General features: G+C 52.2%; 15 protein-coding genes. 11 read left to right on the forward strand and 4 right to left on the reverse strand.

Translation table 11 applies throughout. The features are described 5' to 3' along the window. From AC27K1_RS20565 to ilvA, 4 genes are all read right to left on the reverse strand, one after another. Positions 1–1227 (reverse strand): hypothetical protein (locus AC27K1_RS20565; RefSeq protein WP_487152666.1); only part of this gene is annotated, 1227 nt, incomplete at its 3' end. A gap of 77 nt (positions 1228–1304) precedes the next feature. Further along, positions 1305–2642 carry an HlyD family type I secretion periplasmic adaptor subunit gene (locus AC27K1_RS20570; protein ID WP_487152667.1) on the reverse strand — a complete coding sequence of 446 codons (1338 nt, stop codon included), beginning with the start codon at positions 2640–2642 and terminating at the stop codon, positions 1305–1307. Position 2643: 1 nt separating this feature from the next. After that, the gene (locus AC27K1_RS20575; RefSeq protein ID WP_487152668.1) at positions 2644–4398 is read right to left on the reverse strand and encodes a type I secretion system permease/ATPase; all 1755 of its coding nucleotides are present in this window, start codon (positions 4396–4398) and stop codon (positions 2644–2646) included. A gap of 269 nt (positions 4399–4667) precedes the next feature. After that, a complete protein-coding gene (gene ilvA, locus AC27K1_RS20580) occupies positions 4668–6206 on the reverse strand; it encodes a threonine ammonia-lyase, biosynthetic (RefSeq protein ID WP_487152708.1) in 1539 nt (512 codons plus the stop codon). 250 nt (positions 6207–6456) lie between these two features. On the opposite strand from ilvA, the gene AC27K1_RS20585 reads away from it, so the two are divergent. The 11 genes from AC27K1_RS20585 (at position 6457) to AC27K1_RS20635 (ending at position 16425) form a co-directional block, all read left to right on the forward strand. Then, the gene (locus AC27K1_RS20585; protein WP_487152669.1) at positions 6457–6969 is read left to right on the forward strand and encodes a hypothetical protein; all 513 of its coding nucleotides are present in this window, start codon (positions 6457–6459) and stop codon (positions 6967–6969) included. 89 nt (positions 6970–7058) lie between these two features. Then, positions 7059–7985 (forward strand): 2OG-Fe(II) oxygenase family protein, encoded by a 927-nt coding sequence (locus AC27K1_RS20590; RefSeq protein ID WP_487152670.1) that lies wholly within the window; start codon positions 7059–7061, stop codon positions 7983–7985. A gap of 78 nt (positions 7986–8063) precedes the next feature. Continuing rightward, the gene (rpiA, locus tag AC27K1_RS20595; protein ID WP_487152671.1) at positions 8064–8738 is read left to right on the forward strand and encodes a ribose-5-phosphate isomerase RpiA; all 675 of its coding nucleotides are present in this window, start codon (positions 8064–8066) and stop codon (positions 8736–8738) included. Between the two features lie 190 nt (positions 8739–8928). Beyond that, complete coding sequence (locus AC27K1_RS20600; protein WP_487152672.1) at positions 8929–10050, forward strand: branched-chain amino acid ABC transporter substrate-binding protein; 1122 nt, start codon at positions 8929–8931, stop codon at positions 10048–10050. A 123-nt stretch (positions 10051–10173) separates the two neighbouring features. Then, positions 10174–11100 (forward strand): high-affinity branched-chain amino acid ABC transporter permease LivH, encoded by a 927-nt coding sequence (livH, locus tag AC27K1_RS20605; RefSeq protein WP_487152673.1) that lies wholly within the window; start codon positions 10174–10176, stop codon positions 11098–11100. Next, positions 11097–12419, forward strand: a complete 1323-nt coding sequence (locus AC27K1_RS20610; RefSeq protein WP_487152674.1) for a high-affinity branched-chain amino acid ABC transporter permease LivM — start codon at positions 11097–11099, stop codon at positions 12417–12419. Before livH ends, AC27K1_RS20610 begins: the two co-directional genes overlap by 4 nt. A gap of 12 nt (positions 12420–12431) precedes the next feature. Then, positions 12432–13202, forward strand: coding sequence for a high-affinity branched-chain amino acid ABC transporter ATP-binding protein LivG (gene livG, locus AC27K1_RS20615; RefSeq protein WP_395180937.1), 771 nt, complete (start codon positions 12432–12434; stop codon positions 13200–13202). Continuing rightward, positions 13202–13903, forward strand: a complete 702-nt coding sequence (locus tag AC27K1_RS20620; protein WP_487152675.1) for an ABC transporter ATP-binding protein — start codon at positions 13202–13204, stop codon at positions 13901–13903. The genes livG and AC27K1_RS20620 overlap by 1 nt, the downstream gene beginning before the upstream one ends. 261 nt (positions 13904–14164) lie before the next feature. Then, positions 14165–14992 (forward strand): amino acid ABC transporter substrate-binding protein, encoded by an 828-nt coding sequence (locus tag AC27K1_RS20625; protein WP_487152676.1) that lies wholly within the window; start codon positions 14165–14167, stop codon positions 14990–14992. A 24-nt stretch (positions 14993–15016) separates the two neighbouring features. Then, on the forward strand, positions 15017–15685 hold the full coding sequence (locus AC27K1_RS20630; protein WP_487152677.1) for an amino acid ABC transporter permease: 669 nt from the start codon (positions 15017–15019) through the stop codon (positions 15683–15685). Then, positions 15685–16425, forward strand: coding sequence for an amino acid ABC transporter ATP-binding protein (locus tag AC27K1_RS20635; protein WP_487152678.1), 741 nt, complete (start codon positions 15685–15687; stop codon positions 16423–16425). The genes AC27K1_RS20630 and AC27K1_RS20635 overlap by 1 nt, the downstream gene beginning before the upstream one ends. Positions 16426–16446 lie beyond the last annotated feature (21 nt).

The following is a 16446-nucleotide window of genomic DNA, read 5'->3' on the forward strand; positions in this document are numbered from 1 at the left end:
GTCCAGGGTGCCTGTCAGTGTCGGCGTCGTGTCATTGGTCTTGACCCCGTCCGCCAAGGTGTCCTGGTCACCGGTGTCTTCACTCACCGCCGTCACCGTGATGGTGTTGTTCGTCGCCGGGCCCGTGGTGTCCAAGGTAAACGTCAGCTCGGCGCTGGCTACTGACGCGTTGCCCGCCGCATCCACCTGCCGCACTACGACACTATTTCTGCCTTCCTCGGCGGTGAAACTGTCAGACCAGGTACTGCCACCATCGATGCTGTACTGAACCGCCGCGTCGGCTTCGACGCCGTCCACGGTCAGCGAGCCGTCACTGGTAATTCCAGCCACCAGGCCCGTGTCAGTTGTCAGCCTGACCGTTGGCGCCTCCGGATCGGTCGTGTCCAGGGTGAACGTCAGCTCGGCGCTGGCTACTGACGCGTTGCCCGCCGCATCCACCTGCCGCACTACGACACTATTGCTGCCTTCCTCGGCGGTGAAACTGGTACTCCATGTAGCACCACCATCAATGCTGTACTCAACAATGGCTCCACTTTCCAAACCATCAATATTCAGTGTTCCATCAGAAGTAATCAGATCATTGTCGTTATAAGTATCATTCGCCAGACTGATAACCGGCGCAGACGGAGCAACGGTATCAGTGATAACTTCGTTATTGTCATCTGCAGCAATACCGGAAGAATCAAAAGAGTTTTGGCCATCGGAACCTACCGCTTCCCCGATTTCAACCTCTACTGCCAATCCGCTCAATTCAAGAACAGGCTGCCCCTCAAAACCACTATTTGACGGCCCACCTGATGTGATCACTCCCCCTTCAAAACCCGCGGCAGGCGCTGGCAGGCTATCAATGTCTTCTACTGTGGAAGGCTCTTCAAGCTCAGCTGAAAGTGTGGGATCAGCCTCTCGGAAATCAACACTCTGATTGAGAGTGTCGTGAATTGTCTCCAACTCAGACTCACTGGATACCAGCCCCTGAATTCCCTTCTCTAACAACGTGGCCAGATCAAAGATTTCAGCATTACCAATAGTTACTTTTTCAGCACTGCTAACGACATCGATAAAAACGACACCATCTTGCCCCGTATGAATCACTTCTTCCGCATAAACGGTATCACCGACCTTAAGGACACGTTCCTTACCGTCAGCAGTTACAGCTTTAACCCGACCAGTAACAGATTGAACTGTTCCTATGACCTGCTGTAAAACAGGTGTTGAAATAGTTTCCATAGTAAAGTTTCCTTATTTTGTGTTCGGACGTCCTTCATCCGAAAAATTATTATTAATGTTTATTAGTAATCTTTTATTCAGCGTTCACTGAACGCTATCTGTTTTGCCCGCAGCACTGGTTTAAGCAGATACGCAAGCAGGGTTTTCTTGCCGGTCAGAATATCAACCGTCGCAACCATGCCGGGAATCACCGGCTTACTGTTGTCTGATTCCCCAAGGTAACTCTGATGGGTCTTGATTCTGGCCAGGTAATAACTTTCGTCTTTTTCATCAAGAATGGTGTCAGCACTGATGTGGGTCAGGACGCCGTCCATGCCGCCGTGTATCGTGAAATCGTATGCCGTAAAACGAACCGTCGCCTTCTGGCCCGGATGCAGGAATGCAATATCCTGCGGTCTTATTCTTGCTTCTACTTCTAATGTGTCGTCTACAGGTATCAACTCCATCATTTTCATGCCGGGCTGCACGACGCCACCTTCAGTATTGACCAAAATCTGTTTAACGACACCTTTCATCGGCGCACGTACCCGGGTTCGCTCCACCTGATCACTCACAGCCGTTTCCTTGGCAGATAATTCGTGCAACAGGGCAAGCGTTTCATTCAACTCAACCCTGACCTTGTTGGAAAAAGTCAGTTTGACTTCATTGATACGCTGTCGTGTTTCCTGTTGCTGTGCCTCAATACGTTCGAGGTTTTCTTTCGCGATTTGTATTTCACCATAGGTGTCATTGGTCTGCCGTTCCAGTCTTAATACTTCCACCCTGGAAACCGCGCCCTCTTTTGCCAGATCACGAGACAAACCCAACTCTTCATCCAGCAGTGCATAACGCTGTTGCAGCATTGCCAGCTGCGCCCTGGTTTCAGCCATCTGTTTTTGCTGCTGGATTAACTGCTGCTGGAACACGCCAACCGAACTGGCCAGCTCCTGACGACGACTCTGGTACAACGCTTTCTCACGGGCTGCCAGCTCAGGGATATTACGGATTAATGATTCCGGCATTTCGGGATCAGTACCTTCCACCTCGGCCTGGAGACGCGCCTTTCGCACCAACAGGGCATAACGACTGGCTAACTGCCCCTGCTGGTTTGCTGTAAAACGGGTGTCGTCCATGATCATCAACACCTGGTCTTTCTCAACCAGATCGCCTTCGGATACCAGAATTTTTTCAACGATACCGCCTTCCATATTCTGGACATCCTGCACCTGACTGGAGGGAATGACCTTGCCATCCCCACGGGTTACTTCATCAATTTCACACCAGGCGGCCCAGGCAATGAAACAGAAGAGGAACAGCCCCAGGATAAACAACAGCGGACGGCTGCCACGGGTGACGCCTCGAATCTCCCCGTCGGTGGCGCTGTGCCAATAGCCTTCTTCATTTTGGGCATTAACGTCGGTGGGTGAACTGCTCATATCAGGCCGTCACCTCCGCTGCAGACGCTGTCCTGGATTGCGCAGCCAGCATTTCCTTTGCGTCACCACTGGCCCTGACCCTGCCGCCATCAAGCACAATGATACGATCCATGATATCCAGCAAACTGGCCTTATGGGTGACCAGGAAAATGGTTTGCTTTTCCAGCGCCATCAGCACCTGCCGAAAGCGCGCCTCGGCCTGCGAGTCCATCGCGCCCGTTGGTTCATCGAGGATTAACGCCTTTGGTCGTGTAACAAGCGCCCTTGCCAACCCGACAGCATGCGCCTGACCACCCGACAGATGACGACCTCCCTCGCCTACCTGGAAATCCAGACCGGCGCTGCCGGATTCCACCATGCTGATCAGCCCGACTTTCTCCAGCGCCTCCAGGATATCGTTGTCTGTGATGCCTGATCGATGCATAGTGATGTTGTCGCGCAGTGTGCCGTTAAACAGCTCTGTCCGCTGTCCGACATAGCCCACCTGTCCACGCAGCCAGGAAGGATCCAGTTGGCGAATATCCACACCATCGATAGCGATGTTGCCTGATGATGGCTGCCAGAACCCCATCAGCAACTGTAAAAACGTGCTTTTGCCTGAACCCATACGCCCCAGAACGGCCATACGCGTTCCTGCGGGAATAGACAGGTTAATATCACTGAGCAATGCTGGCGCTTCCGGGTAAGCGAACGACACATTATTAATATCCCACGCACCCGAAAACGACGCTGGTCGGAGCAACTGCCGTGTTTCCGGATATTCCTGGGGAAGATTCATAATCTGCCCGGTGTGATCCAGTGCCTGGATCGTTTTTTGATACTGGTTCAACAGCCCTATAACCTGGGAAACCGGCGCCGCGCAGCGACCAGAAATCATCATGATTGCAATCAAGCCGCCCATGGATAGCTCACCAGCGCTGATCAGGTAGACACCGGCAATGACCATGGCAAGCGTATTTAGCTGCAACAAAAACGTTGCTGTCTGGGTAGACAGCGTCTGCAACTGCCGGATTTTCAGTGACGCATCGGCGACATCACGGTTCAGGGCGCTCCACTGCTGTTGATTCTGTCGTTCAACATTACAGGTCTTCACTGATACCAGCCCCAACAGCAGTTCCATCAGGAAATTCTGACGCTGTGCGGATACCTGCTGCTGTCGTGCAATAACCCGCTGTAGTGGACGGTTCAAAACCCAGGCCAACAGCAGGGAAAGTCCAATGCAGACTACGGGAATAGCCACCAGCCAGCCACCCAGCCAGACCACCAGCCCCAGAAACAACACGACAAAGGGAAGATCAATAAACGCCATCACTGTCGTGGACGTGATAAAGCTGCGAACGCTGTCGAATTCCGCCAGCTGGTTCATCAGATTGCCGGCACTGGCCGGACGGGCAGCCAGGTTAAGCCCCAGCAACCTGTCGATCAACCGGGAGGACAACGTGAGATCGACCTGACGGCCAGCAAGATCAATATATCGGGTACGAATCAGCCGAATGGCAAATTCAAAAAGAAAGGCAAGGAAGACGCCAGACGCCAGCATCCACAGGGTTTCAAACGCCTGGTTAGGCACTACCCGGTCGTAGACGTTCATAACAAACAGGGGGGAAACCACGGCCAACAGGTTGACCAGCAGGCTTGCTGACAGCACGTCCCGATAGACACGCCAGTAAGGCGCAAGCACCTGCCTGAACCAGCCATAGCGATCACCGCCATGACCTGGGACCGTCTCGGTTTTTATCGTATTCTCGGCATCCATTTGGCTGACTCTCAGCTTTATCCGGCTATCACGTCCTGTCGTCTAGTCGGCTATTCAGACAATGCGGAAGAATCTGAGAACTCCGTCACACTTCTGATACAACGGTGCCATTTTTACACGCGAAGTCAGCGTTTATCAACCCTTCCAATGCAAAGGGTCAGCATCAGGTAAATATCACTTACAGTTTCTGGCACACAAGATGAAGGCAGGAAACAGATGCCTGCCTTTCCCTCCTCCCCGGCACTGGTGAAACCAGCGACCAAAGTCGCTTAACCAAGAAATTTATGGTACGCGGGGTTATCCGTTTCTTCCCAGAAATGGTAACCAATTTCCTCAAGGCATTTCGGTACCAGTGCACGCTCACTCTCCAGCACCTGCATTCCAACTACGACACGACCGTAAGCCGCGCCATGATTGCGGTAATGAAACAGGGAAATATTCCAGCGGTTCCCCAGCCGTTCGAGGAAACGGAGCAATGCCCCGGGACGCTCGGGAAACTCAAACCGATAAACCACTTCATTGGTCACTGACGGACAATGACCGCCTACCATGTGCCGGGTGTGTAATTTGGCCATTTCGTTATCGGTCAGATCCTGAACGGGATAGCCCGCATTCTCCAGGCTATCTACCAGCGCCTGACGGGTTTCCGTTTCCGGGTTCACCTGGACGCCAACAAAAATCACGGCATCACTGTCATCGTGATAACGGTAATTGAACTCGGTAATGTTGCGACGCCCGATGGCATCACAAAAGGTTTTGAAACTGCCGGGGCGCTCAGGAATCGTAACAGCCAGAATGGCTTCACGCTTTTCACCCAGCTCTGCGCGCTCAGAGACATAACGCAGTCGGTCAAAATTGATATTAGCGCCACTGTCGATTGCCAGCAGTGTCTGACCACTGACACCGTTCTGTTCCACGTATTTCTTCAGACCAGCCAGACCAACAGCACCGGCGGGTTCCGCTACCGAACGCGTATCGTCAAAAATATCCTTGATAGCAGCACACACCTCATCAGCGCTGACAGTGATAACCTCATCCACACAACTCTGGCAAATGCGGAATGTCTCTTTCCCAATCTGGGAGACCGCCACACCATCCGCAAAAATACCCACCTGCGAAAGCACAACACGCTCACCTGCTGCCAACGCCGCTTTCAGGCAGGCTGATTCTTCATACTCAACACCGATGATACGGACATCCGGTCGTACATATTTCACGTAGGCAGCAATACCGGCAATCAGACCACCGCCGCCTACCGGAACAAAGATCGCATTCAGTGGTTCCGGATGCTGGCGCAAAATCTCCATCCCGACCGTACCCTGACCGGCAATTGTGTCGACATCGTCATATGGGTGGATATAGGTATAACCGTGCTCACTCACTAATTCCATTGAGTGCGCCAGCGCCTGATCAAATGCATCTCCGTGAAGAATCACTTTAGCCCCGCGGGCACGAACCGCACGGACTTTGATATCCGGCGTCGTCTGGGGCATCACAATCACCGCCTTGATCCCCAGCTGCTTCGCCGCCAGCGCCAACCCCTGGGCATGATTACCCGCCGAGGCGGCAATCACCCCCCGGACTTTCTCATCATCCGTCAGCTGGGATACCTTGTTATAAGCGCCACGAATCTTGAAGGAAAAGACCGGCTGCAGATCCTCGCGCTTAATCAGCACCGTATTATTGAGTCGCTCCGACAGGAACGGGGCAGGATCAATCGGCGTTTCCACCGCTACATCGTAGACCCTGGCTTCAAGTATTTTTTTTATGTACTGATCCAGCATGGCTTCGCTTCTTGTACTTCTGATTGTGCCTGCATTGTAATGAAATTAGTGATCAGGATATAGAGGAAACCCTCCCTGTCGAGCCCCTCTGCAAGTGCTATTAGATAAAACAAAGGTAAGCAGGCCGTCTCGCCTGCAAGTGGCGCAATAATTCGAGAATGAAATAACAATTATGTATTTATTACAAAAACAGAAAACCACACAAGAAACATCGTACAGAATCAGGCTTAAATTAAATGAACAACTTCTAATCCTGTGACAATGGAGCACTACAATGTCAATCATAAAAAACAATGACGGTGTCAGACTTTTCCTTAAAGACGCCATTAGCTATACAAGACAAAATGGACAGTCCAGAGCCAAGGCTATTTTTTACTGTTTTTTCGGAAAAAAACTAACCACTGAAAAAGCCAAAACATTCATCAAAGACAATCCTGAATATCCTTTATCCATAAGAATTCAAGAAAAAATGGAAGATCGATCCGTATCATCAACACCAAGCACATTGTCAACACGGGCGACTCTGCCTAATAAAACAAGCCAGCCAAATACCACTAGCGAACCTAACCCGAACGACAAGCCTTTATATGACATGATCCTTGAGGCACTCTCTGAGCATAAGCGCTCAACATCAGAATTAGCAGGTTTAGATTCAGACGCGGTTGTAGAAAAAATTAGAGAAATGGGGATTATGGATAGGCAAGACTGGAACATGATCAATTTTAACAAAAGCACAACAGACTTCAGCAATATTATTGCCTATGAGAAACAAAAGGGATCCGATTAGCCATAATACCCTTACCTTCAGGCTCAAACCTCTAAAAATGTCTATTATGGGCCAACACTGTAATACTTTGGGCAATGTTGCCCATACACGTGATCACAAATATCGATATCAATCGCTCAGATGCTGCTGAAAAGCTACTTGAAGCCTATACAACTAATGGCATTGCCTATTTTTCAGGATTAGCTATTACCACGGCTCAGCATCAAAAAAGGCTGATAAAGCTCGCCCACACTTTTTTTCATGGTTTCTCTGAAGATGAAAAAAACACGTTTCGATTTGGTTCCCCAGGTTTTGAGCGCGGCTATGAACGAGTGGGCTCTGAGCGCTATTTTGATGGTGATGATGCCGCTGGTGCAGATTTCAAAGAATCCTTTGCATCCCCCAATGACGACAGTGTGGACTGGCCTGCGGCACTGGTAGCATCCGGATTCAAACCCGAGCTGGATTATTTTCGCAGACTGGCCCACGAGGCCAGCCTGACCATTCTCTCGCTGTTGGAACAGGCGCTCGCCATTCCTGAGGGGCTTCTGATCAATCGCCACTTGCCAGCACACCATAACAGTACGTTCCGAATTAACCATTATCCCGCCCTGAAACGCTCAGCGCGCAACGGCAATATACGACTATCAGAGCACACGGATTACGACACTTTATCCCTGCTGATTCCTTTGGATGATGTACCTGGTTTCCAGATCCGTTCGCCTTTGGGCGAATGGATTTCGGTCCCTCGAAAACCAAACACCCTGCTGGTTCATGTCGATGATCTGCTGGCCCGCTGGAGTAACCACCGTTTGGTCGCAACACCCCATCGGGTTATCGCAGACTCCGACGCAAATATCTGGCCGGAACGTTATTCCATGGTTTATTTCTGCTGCCCGGCCAAAGAAACCATTATCGATGCCCGCGACCTCTTTCCGGATGAGTCTCCGCTCTATCCTCCCATCAGTGCAGGCGATCACCTTACAGAACGCCTTAATCAGGCCTATCAACACAGTTATCGCCAACCCGGAAGCTGAGAGGCTGCACCAAGATCAGGACAGGCAGAAACGTATCCCCTATAATCCGCGCAAATTCTTCCGACCACAGGAACCGTCATGACCCAGGACGAACTGAAACAGGCCGTGGCCCGCGCGGCGCTGGACCATATTCTGCCTCACCTTGAAAGCGACATGATTCTCGGCATTGGCACCGGCTCCACGGCCAACTGTTTTATTGATGCGCTGGCGGAGTTCAAGGATCGTTTCGATGGTGCCGTTGCCAGCTCAGAAGCCTCAGCCGAGCGCCTCAAGTCCCATGGTATTCCGGTCTATGACTTGAACACTGTCAGCGAACTTCGCTTTTATATTGATGGTGCCGATGAAACCAACGAACACCTGCACCTGATCAAGGGCGGTGGCGCAGCTCTGACACGGGAAAAGATTGTGGCAGCGGTTGCCAGAGAGTTCATCTGTATCGCTGACGACAGTAAGCTGGTTGATGTATTGGGTAATTTCCCGCTACCAGTGGAAGTTATTCCCATGGCCCGCAGCCACGTCGGTCGGGAACTGGTGAAACTGGGTGGCGACCCGGTTTACCGGGAAGGCGTTGTCACAGATAACGGCAATATCATTCTGGATGTCTGGAATATGAATATTCTCAACCCGGTTGAAATGGAGCAGTCCATTAACCAGATTACCGGCGTAGTGACTAATGGCCTGTTTGCCACGCGCCCAGCCAATCTGCTGTTGCTGGGAACCTCTGAAGGCGTAAAGACCCTGACAGGAAAATAAGATATTCAGTCCTTCTCCAACACATAAAACTCCCGTGCCAAAGGCATTAAACGGCACGGGACGACCAACCCGAATTACGTACAAATACTGTCATTTCAGCCAATTTTCCTGTATACAGAACAGCGACGCACCGGGATCGTGCACAACACAACAACACACACGATAAAGTACAACAATAACGGGCATAACAATGAAACAGAGCATAACCCGAAAACTCGCCGGTCTAACGGCGGCAATCGCCCTGACCTGTTCTGCAGCACAGGCCGAAGAAACCCTGAAAATTGGCCTGGCCGGCCCTGTCACCGGTCCTGTCGCACAATACGGTGACATGCAGTTCACCGGCGCCAAGGCAGCGATTGAACAGATCAACCTTGCCGGTGGTATTAACGGCAAGATGCTCGAAGGTGTCGTTTATGATGATGCCTGTGATCCAAAGCAGGCCGTTGCTGTCGCTAACAAAATTGTGAACGACGATATCCGTTTTGTCGTAGGACACCTTTGCTCCTCTTCTACCCAGCCAGCGTCTGATATCTATGAAGATGAAGGCATCCTGATGATTACCGCCGCATCCACCAGCCCTGACATCACCACACGCGGCTACCAGATGATCTTCCGGACCATCGGCCTGGACAGCATGCAAGGGCCAACCGCAGCCCGTTACATCATCGATAACATAAAGCCTGAGCGTGTGGCGGTTATCCATGACAAGCAGCAGTATGGCGAAGGCCTGGCAACGTCTGTTCGTGACAACCTCAAAGATGCAGGCGTCAATGTTGTGATGTTTGAAGGTGTTACCACCGGAGAAAAAGACTTCTCAGCCCTGATCGCCAAGCTCAAGAAAGAAAATATCGACTTTGTCTACTACGGCGGCTATCACCCTGAACTGGGGCTGATTCTTCGCCAAAGTGGTGAAAAAGGTCTCAAGGCACAATTCATGGGCCCTGAGGGCGTGGGTAACAAGGACATCTCTGGCATTGCCGGTGAAGCCTCTGAAGGTCTGCTCGTAACTCTGCCGAAGAGCTTTGACCAGGATCCTAACAATAAGGCTCTGGTCGACTTTATCAGTGCCAAGAACGAAGACCCCAGCGGTCCCTTCGTCTTCCCGGCCTATGCAGCGGTACAGGTTATGGTTGATGGCATGAAACTGGCTGACAGCGAATCGCCCGAAGCCGTTGCCGAAGCTCTGCGCGCCAACAGCTTCAACACGCCAACTGGCACCCTCAGCTTTGACGACAAAGGCGATCTGCAAGACTTCAGTTTTGTCGTCTACAGCTGGCATGCCGACGGCACCAAGACTGCAGTAACAGAATAACGGACGCTATAAACCTTGAGCGGGCTTCTTCCCTCGTGTTGAAGCCCTCAGGCGCAGCATCCAGGATGCCCAACAGGCTTACCGGATGCTTCAACCCGCTATCCACAAGAATAAGCAGTACTTATGCCTGAAGCAGCCTACTATTTTCTCCAGCAGACGCTGAACGGCCTGACGCTCGGCAGCGCCTATGCACTCATTGCCATCGGCTACACGATGGTTTACGGCATTATCGGAATGATCAATTTCGCCCACGGCGAAGTCTACATGATAGGCAGTTACGTGGCGTTTATCGTTCTGGCCATTCTCACCATGTTTGGTATCGACAGCGTCACCCTGTTGCTGGTCGCCGCCTTTTTTATCAGTATCGTCATCACCAGTATTTACGGCTTTTCCATTGAACGTGTCGCCTATCGACCGTTGCGCGGCACTAATCGTCTGATTCCGTTGATTTCCGCCATCGGCATGTCCATTTTTCTGCAGAACTATGTCCGGCTGGCGCAAGGATCAAGGGACATCGCCATGCCCAGCCTGATCACCGGAGGCTGGACCATCGGACCGGAAGACGGCTTTCATGCCACCCTGTCCTGGATGCAGCTGGTGATATTCCTGGTCACCCTGTGCTCCATGGTGGCACTGACCTTTTTTATCTCACGTTCCCGACTCGGACGCGCCTGTCGCGCCTGTGCCGAAGACCTTGGCATGGCCAACCTGCTGGGCATCAACACCAATACCATTATTGCACTGACGTTTACGATCGGTGCTGCCCTCGCAGCGGTTGCCGGTGTACTCCTTGGTCTCTACTACGGCGTCATTAATCCTTACCTCGGTTTTCTTGCCGGGCTTAAAGCCTTTACTGCTGCGGTACTGGGAGGCATCGGCAGTATCCCTGGCGCCATGCTGGGCGGCCTGATCCTGGGTCTTACCGAAGCCTATACCGCAGGCTATTTATCGTCTGAATATAAGGATGTTGTCGCATTCAGCCTGCTGGTGCTGATCCTGTTATTCCGTCCCACCGGGATTCTCGGCAAGCCGGAGGTAGAAAAGGTATGAACCGAACCAGTTTTTTCAATGCCTTGATCGCCTCCGGCGTTCTGTTGTTGCTGACCGGATTCATGGTAGGACTCCGGTTAGAGCAGGATGGTACGGTACTCAGAGTCGTCGGTGCACCAGACACGGTCATCAAAACGATTCTTGCCGGCGCCGTCTGTGTGTTCCTGTTCCAACTGTTTCGCGCGCCCATTACCGGATTCTGGCAGGGCGCCCGCTCACAACTGCCAGACGTAAGCCGTTTAAAGCCTGATCTCAGCGGCCACACCAACCTGAAACGCACATTGCTGTGTTTTCTTGTGGCCGGTCTCATTATCTGGCCTTTCTTTGCCTCCAGGGGCAGTGTGGATCTGGCAACCCTGACACTGATTTACGTCATGCTGGGACTGGGGCTGAACATTGTCGTCGGCCTTGCAGGCCTGCTCGATCTTGGCTACGTCGGCTTTTACGCGGTTGGCGCCTATAGCTATGCCCTGCTGAACCAATACTTTGGGCTGGACTTCTGGAGCTGCCTGCTTATCGGCGGCGCCATGGCCGCGCTGTTCGGGTTTATACTCGGCTTTCCTGTCCTGCGGTTACGGGGAGATTACCTCGCCATCGTGACACTGGGCTTTGGTGAAATCATCCGGATACTGCTGAACAACTGGACGACAATCACCGGTGGCCCCAACGGCATCAGCCAGATTCCGAAACCTACCCTGTTTGGTCTTGAGTTCAGCCGGCGCGCCAAGGAAGAAGGTAACGTTCCCTTCCATGAATTCTTTGGTATTGATTACAGCAGCGGTTACAAAGTCATCTTCCTGTACCTGCTTGCATTACTGCTGGTCTTGATCACGGTATGGGTCATCAACCGACTTCTGCGCATGCCCATCGGTCGTGCGTGGGAAGCATTGCGTGAAGACGATATTGCCTGTCAGTCCCTCGGTCTGAACAAGACAGCGGTCAAGCTTTCGGCCTTTACGATTGGCGCTGCCTTTGCAGGCTTTGCCGGCACTTTCTTTGCCGCCCGCCAGGGATTCATCAGCCCTGAGTCGTTTACCTTCATTGAGTCCGCCATCATCCTTGCGATCGTGGTACTGGGCGGCATGGGTTCCCAGGTCGGGATTATTCTGGCCGCAATCGTGATGACCATCCTGCCGGAACTGGCCCGTGAATTTAACGAATACCGCATGCTGATGTTTGGTCTGCTGATGATTCTGATGATGGCCTGGCGACCACAGGGACTGCTGCCAATGAAGCGGCCTCATACCGCTCTGAAGCGAAGTAAATCGTCATCAACGGATAATGCACCGGAAACGACCGGTCATGCCGACGCAGTCTGAGGAGTATGAGTCATGGCACAACCCACCCTGCTGAAAGCCTCAGACCTGACAATGCAATTTGGTGGTCTGCGGGCTGTTGACCGCGTATCCCTGTCCGTCAACCAAGGAGAAATTGTTTCCATCATCGGCCCGAACGGTGCAGGAAAAACGACAGTTTTTAACTGTCTGACCGGCTTTTACAAGCCAACAGCCGGCACCATTCATTTTAATGGTGAAGCCATTCACCAGCTGCCGGGCTTCAAGATTTCCCGCAAAGGCATTGTGCGGACATTTCAGCATGTCCGCCTGTTTCGCAACATGACGGCGATTGAAAACCTGATGGTTGCCCAACACCGGCATCTGAATACCAGCCTGCTGGCAGGTTTGTTCAAAACACCAGACTATCGTCGTGCAGAGCAAGAAGCGATGGACAAAGCCGCCTGGTGGCTTGAACGCGTCAACCTGCTGGATCTGGCCAATCGCGATGCCGGAAACCTCGCGTATGGCCAGCAGCGCCGTCTGGAAATCGCCCGCTGTATGGTGACCAACCCCAGCCTGCTGATGCTGGATGAACCCGCAGCCGGCCTAAATCCCAGGGAAACGGATGAACTGGATCACCTGATCATGGAACTGCGGGATCAGCACAAAGTCTCCGTCATGCTGATCGAACACGACATGAAACTGGTCATGGGTATTTCCGACCGGATATACGTGATCAACCAGGGCGCCCCACTGGCCAGTGGCACACCGGACGAAGTGCGCAACCATCCTGATGTCATAAAAGCTTACCTGGGAGAAGCCTGATGCTGCGTGTTGAGAATGTCACTACCTGCTATGGCAAAATCCAGGCGCTGGATGATGTTTCGATTCAGGTCAACCGTGGTGAAATTGTCACCCTGATCGGCGCCAATGGCGCCGGCAAAACCACCCTCCTGATGACGATCTGCGGTGACCCAAAAGCAAGCAAGGGACGTATCTTCTTTGAAGACGAGGATATTACAGCAAAGACTACGCCCGAAATCATGCGCAGTGATATTGCCGTAGTACCAGAAGGGCGCCGTATATTTTCCCGTTTAACCGTTGAAGAAAACCTGCATATGGGCGGTTTTTTTACCGCGAAAGATGACTTTAATGCCATGCTCGAGCATGTATTGGAACTCTTTCCTCGCCTGAAGGAACGCTACCACCAGCGGGGCGGCACCATGTCCGGTGGTGAGCAGCAGATGCTGGCCATTGGTCGCGCCCTGATGAGTAAACCTCGTCTTCTATTCCTGGATGAGCCGTCACTGGGTCTTGCACCAATCGTTATCCAGCAGATTTTCGAGATCATTGAAAAATTGCGCGATGAAGGCATGACCATCTTCCTGGTGGAACAGAATGCCAACCAGGCTCTGCGATTGGCAGACAGGGGTTATGTACTGGAAAATGGCCGGATAGTGATGGAAGACTCAGGCCACAACCTGCTCATTAACGACGATGTTCAGCGAGCCTATCTGGGTGCTTAATGCGCCCAGCCCACCTTTTTATATAACTAAAAGTAATTACTTTTTAATTTATTAATATTTTTACTTATCAATAAATTCCGGTAAGGTCGGAATACTCGGTAAATGGCTTTACCTTTCAAGAAAAGCAACAAACAACGGACTTCTGCAGTAACGACCCCGGTCAACGACTGCCCTTTTAGCGGCACCCTGTTTTAGCGTCGCACCTCATAACAACGTCACCAAGCGACGACTACCTCTCATTACAGACTGGAGTGACAAACAGTGAACAAGCGTAACCGCTTCTTTGCAGCCGGTTTTGCAGCCCTTTTTTCCCTGGCGCTGGCAGGCTGCAATCCACAGGAAACCAATACCTCTGCTGCAACCTCCGAGACCAGTGATAATGCCAGTGCGCCCATCCGGGTAGGCATGTCCGGCGGTTATTACCCGTTCACCTTTGTTTCCCAGGATCAGCTGCAGGGGTTCGAAGTCGATGTCTGGAATGAAATCGGCAAGCGTATGAATAAGCCGGTAGAATTCATTACGGCACCTTTCTCAGGCCTGTTCGGCATGCTGGAAACCGGCAAAGTCGATACGATTTCCAACCAGATCACCATCACCGATGCACGACTGGAAAAGTATGGTTTCACTCAACCTTACGTCATTGATGGCGCACAGCTGACCATCAACAGCGATGACAACACCATTACCGGCCTTGAAGACCTCAAGGGCAAGAAAGTTGCCGTCAATCTGGGGTCCAACTATGAAACCCTGATCCGTAAGCAGGCCGTCAACCTGTTTGGTAACGAAACCGCCATCGATATCATCACTTACGACACCGGTATTGAACAGGAAGTCGCACTGGGTAGAATTGATGCCTTCGTCATGGATCGTTTGTCCGCTGCTGAACTGATCAAGAAATCCGGCCTGCCGCTGAAACCGGCCGGCACCCCGTTCGAAACCATCGAAAATGCCATGCCGTTTCTGAAAACCCCGGAAGCTGACGCCCTGCGCAGCAAGGTGGATGAAACCATTGCCGGCATGCGTGCCGACGGTACCCTGGCCGACATCTCCATCAAGTGGTTCGGCAGCGATATCACCAACCGGTCATAACCCGAGGAAACCAGCGCCAGTATCATGAGCAGTTTTGATTTTGATTACGCCCTGGGACTTGTCCCGATCATTCTGAAATACCTGGATGTCACCCTGTGGATGGCGTCCAGCTCACTGATCATAGCGCTTGCGATTGCCGTGATGCTGGCACTGGTGCTGACGTTTCGCCCCAAGGGGCTGACCGCACTCTGTGAACTGTTTATTTCTTTCTTCCGGGGCACGCCCCTGCTGGTTCAGCTGTTTCTGCTGTACTACGGTCTGCCCCAGCTGTTCCCCGCCCTGAAAAGTATGACCGCCTTCCAGGCTGCCGTGATCGGGCTGAGCCTGCACTTTTCCGCGTACATGGCAGAAATTATCCGGGCCGCGATTCTCAGCGTGGATAAAAGTCAGCTGGAAGCCGCACTCAGTACCGGCATGACCCCACTGCAGGGCATGCGTCGTATTGTGCTGCCTCAGGCAGCCCGCATTGCCATTCCCGGATTGATGAACACGTTCATTGACCTGCTAAAAAGCACCTCTCTCGCCTTCACCCTCGGCGTGGCGGAGATCATGGCAAAAGCCCAGATGGAAGCGGCCTCCAGTTTCCGCTTCTTTGAAAGCTACCTGGTGCTCGCCCTGGTGTACTGGCTGTTAGTGCTGCTGTTTACCGCAATCCAGAAAATGGCAGAACAACGGATGAATGAGGCGTACTGATGGCATTACTGGAAGTCAGTAATCTGCAAAAGTCCTTTGCAGACAAATCAATTTTCGCTGGTATTGACCTGCAGGTGGAACAGGGTGAAATTGTCGTCATCCTCGGACCTTCCGGCAGCGGTAAATCAACGTTCCTGCGTTGCCTTAACCTGTTGGAAACACCCGATGCAGGTGTTATCACACTCGATGACGCAGTATTCGATGCCGCCAAACCCACAAAATCCGCAACCCTGGCACTACGTCGTAAGACAGCGTTTGTATTTCAAAACTACGCCCTGTTTCGCAACAAAACAGCCTTGGAAAACATCACCGAAGCCCTGTCAGTGGTCAAAGGACTTTCAAAGGAGTCTGCTCGGGAAAAAGGGCTGGCCATCCTGAAACAGGTCGGCATGGAAGATTTCCGGAATGCCTGGCCATCCTCACTTTCTGGTGGCCAGCAGCAGCGCATCGGTATTGGCCGGGCCATGGCGCTTGAGCCGGAGTTGCTGCTGTTTGACGAACCCACCTCCGCGCTGGATCCTGAACGGGTAGGAGACATCCTTCAGTTGATGAAACGCCTGGCGGCAGACAACCAGAGTATGATCATCGTCACCCACGAAATTCCATTCGCCCGTGAAGTGGCAGACAGGGTGATATTTATCGACGAAGGCAGGATTATTGAGTCTGGCTCTCCCTCTATGGTGCTCGACAACCCCGGGGATGCTCGTACACAACAGTTCCTGAAACAAGTACTGCACTGAGAGCAGTGCATATCATTCTGA

Source organism: Kistimonas ophiarachnellae, assembly GCF_057552235.1.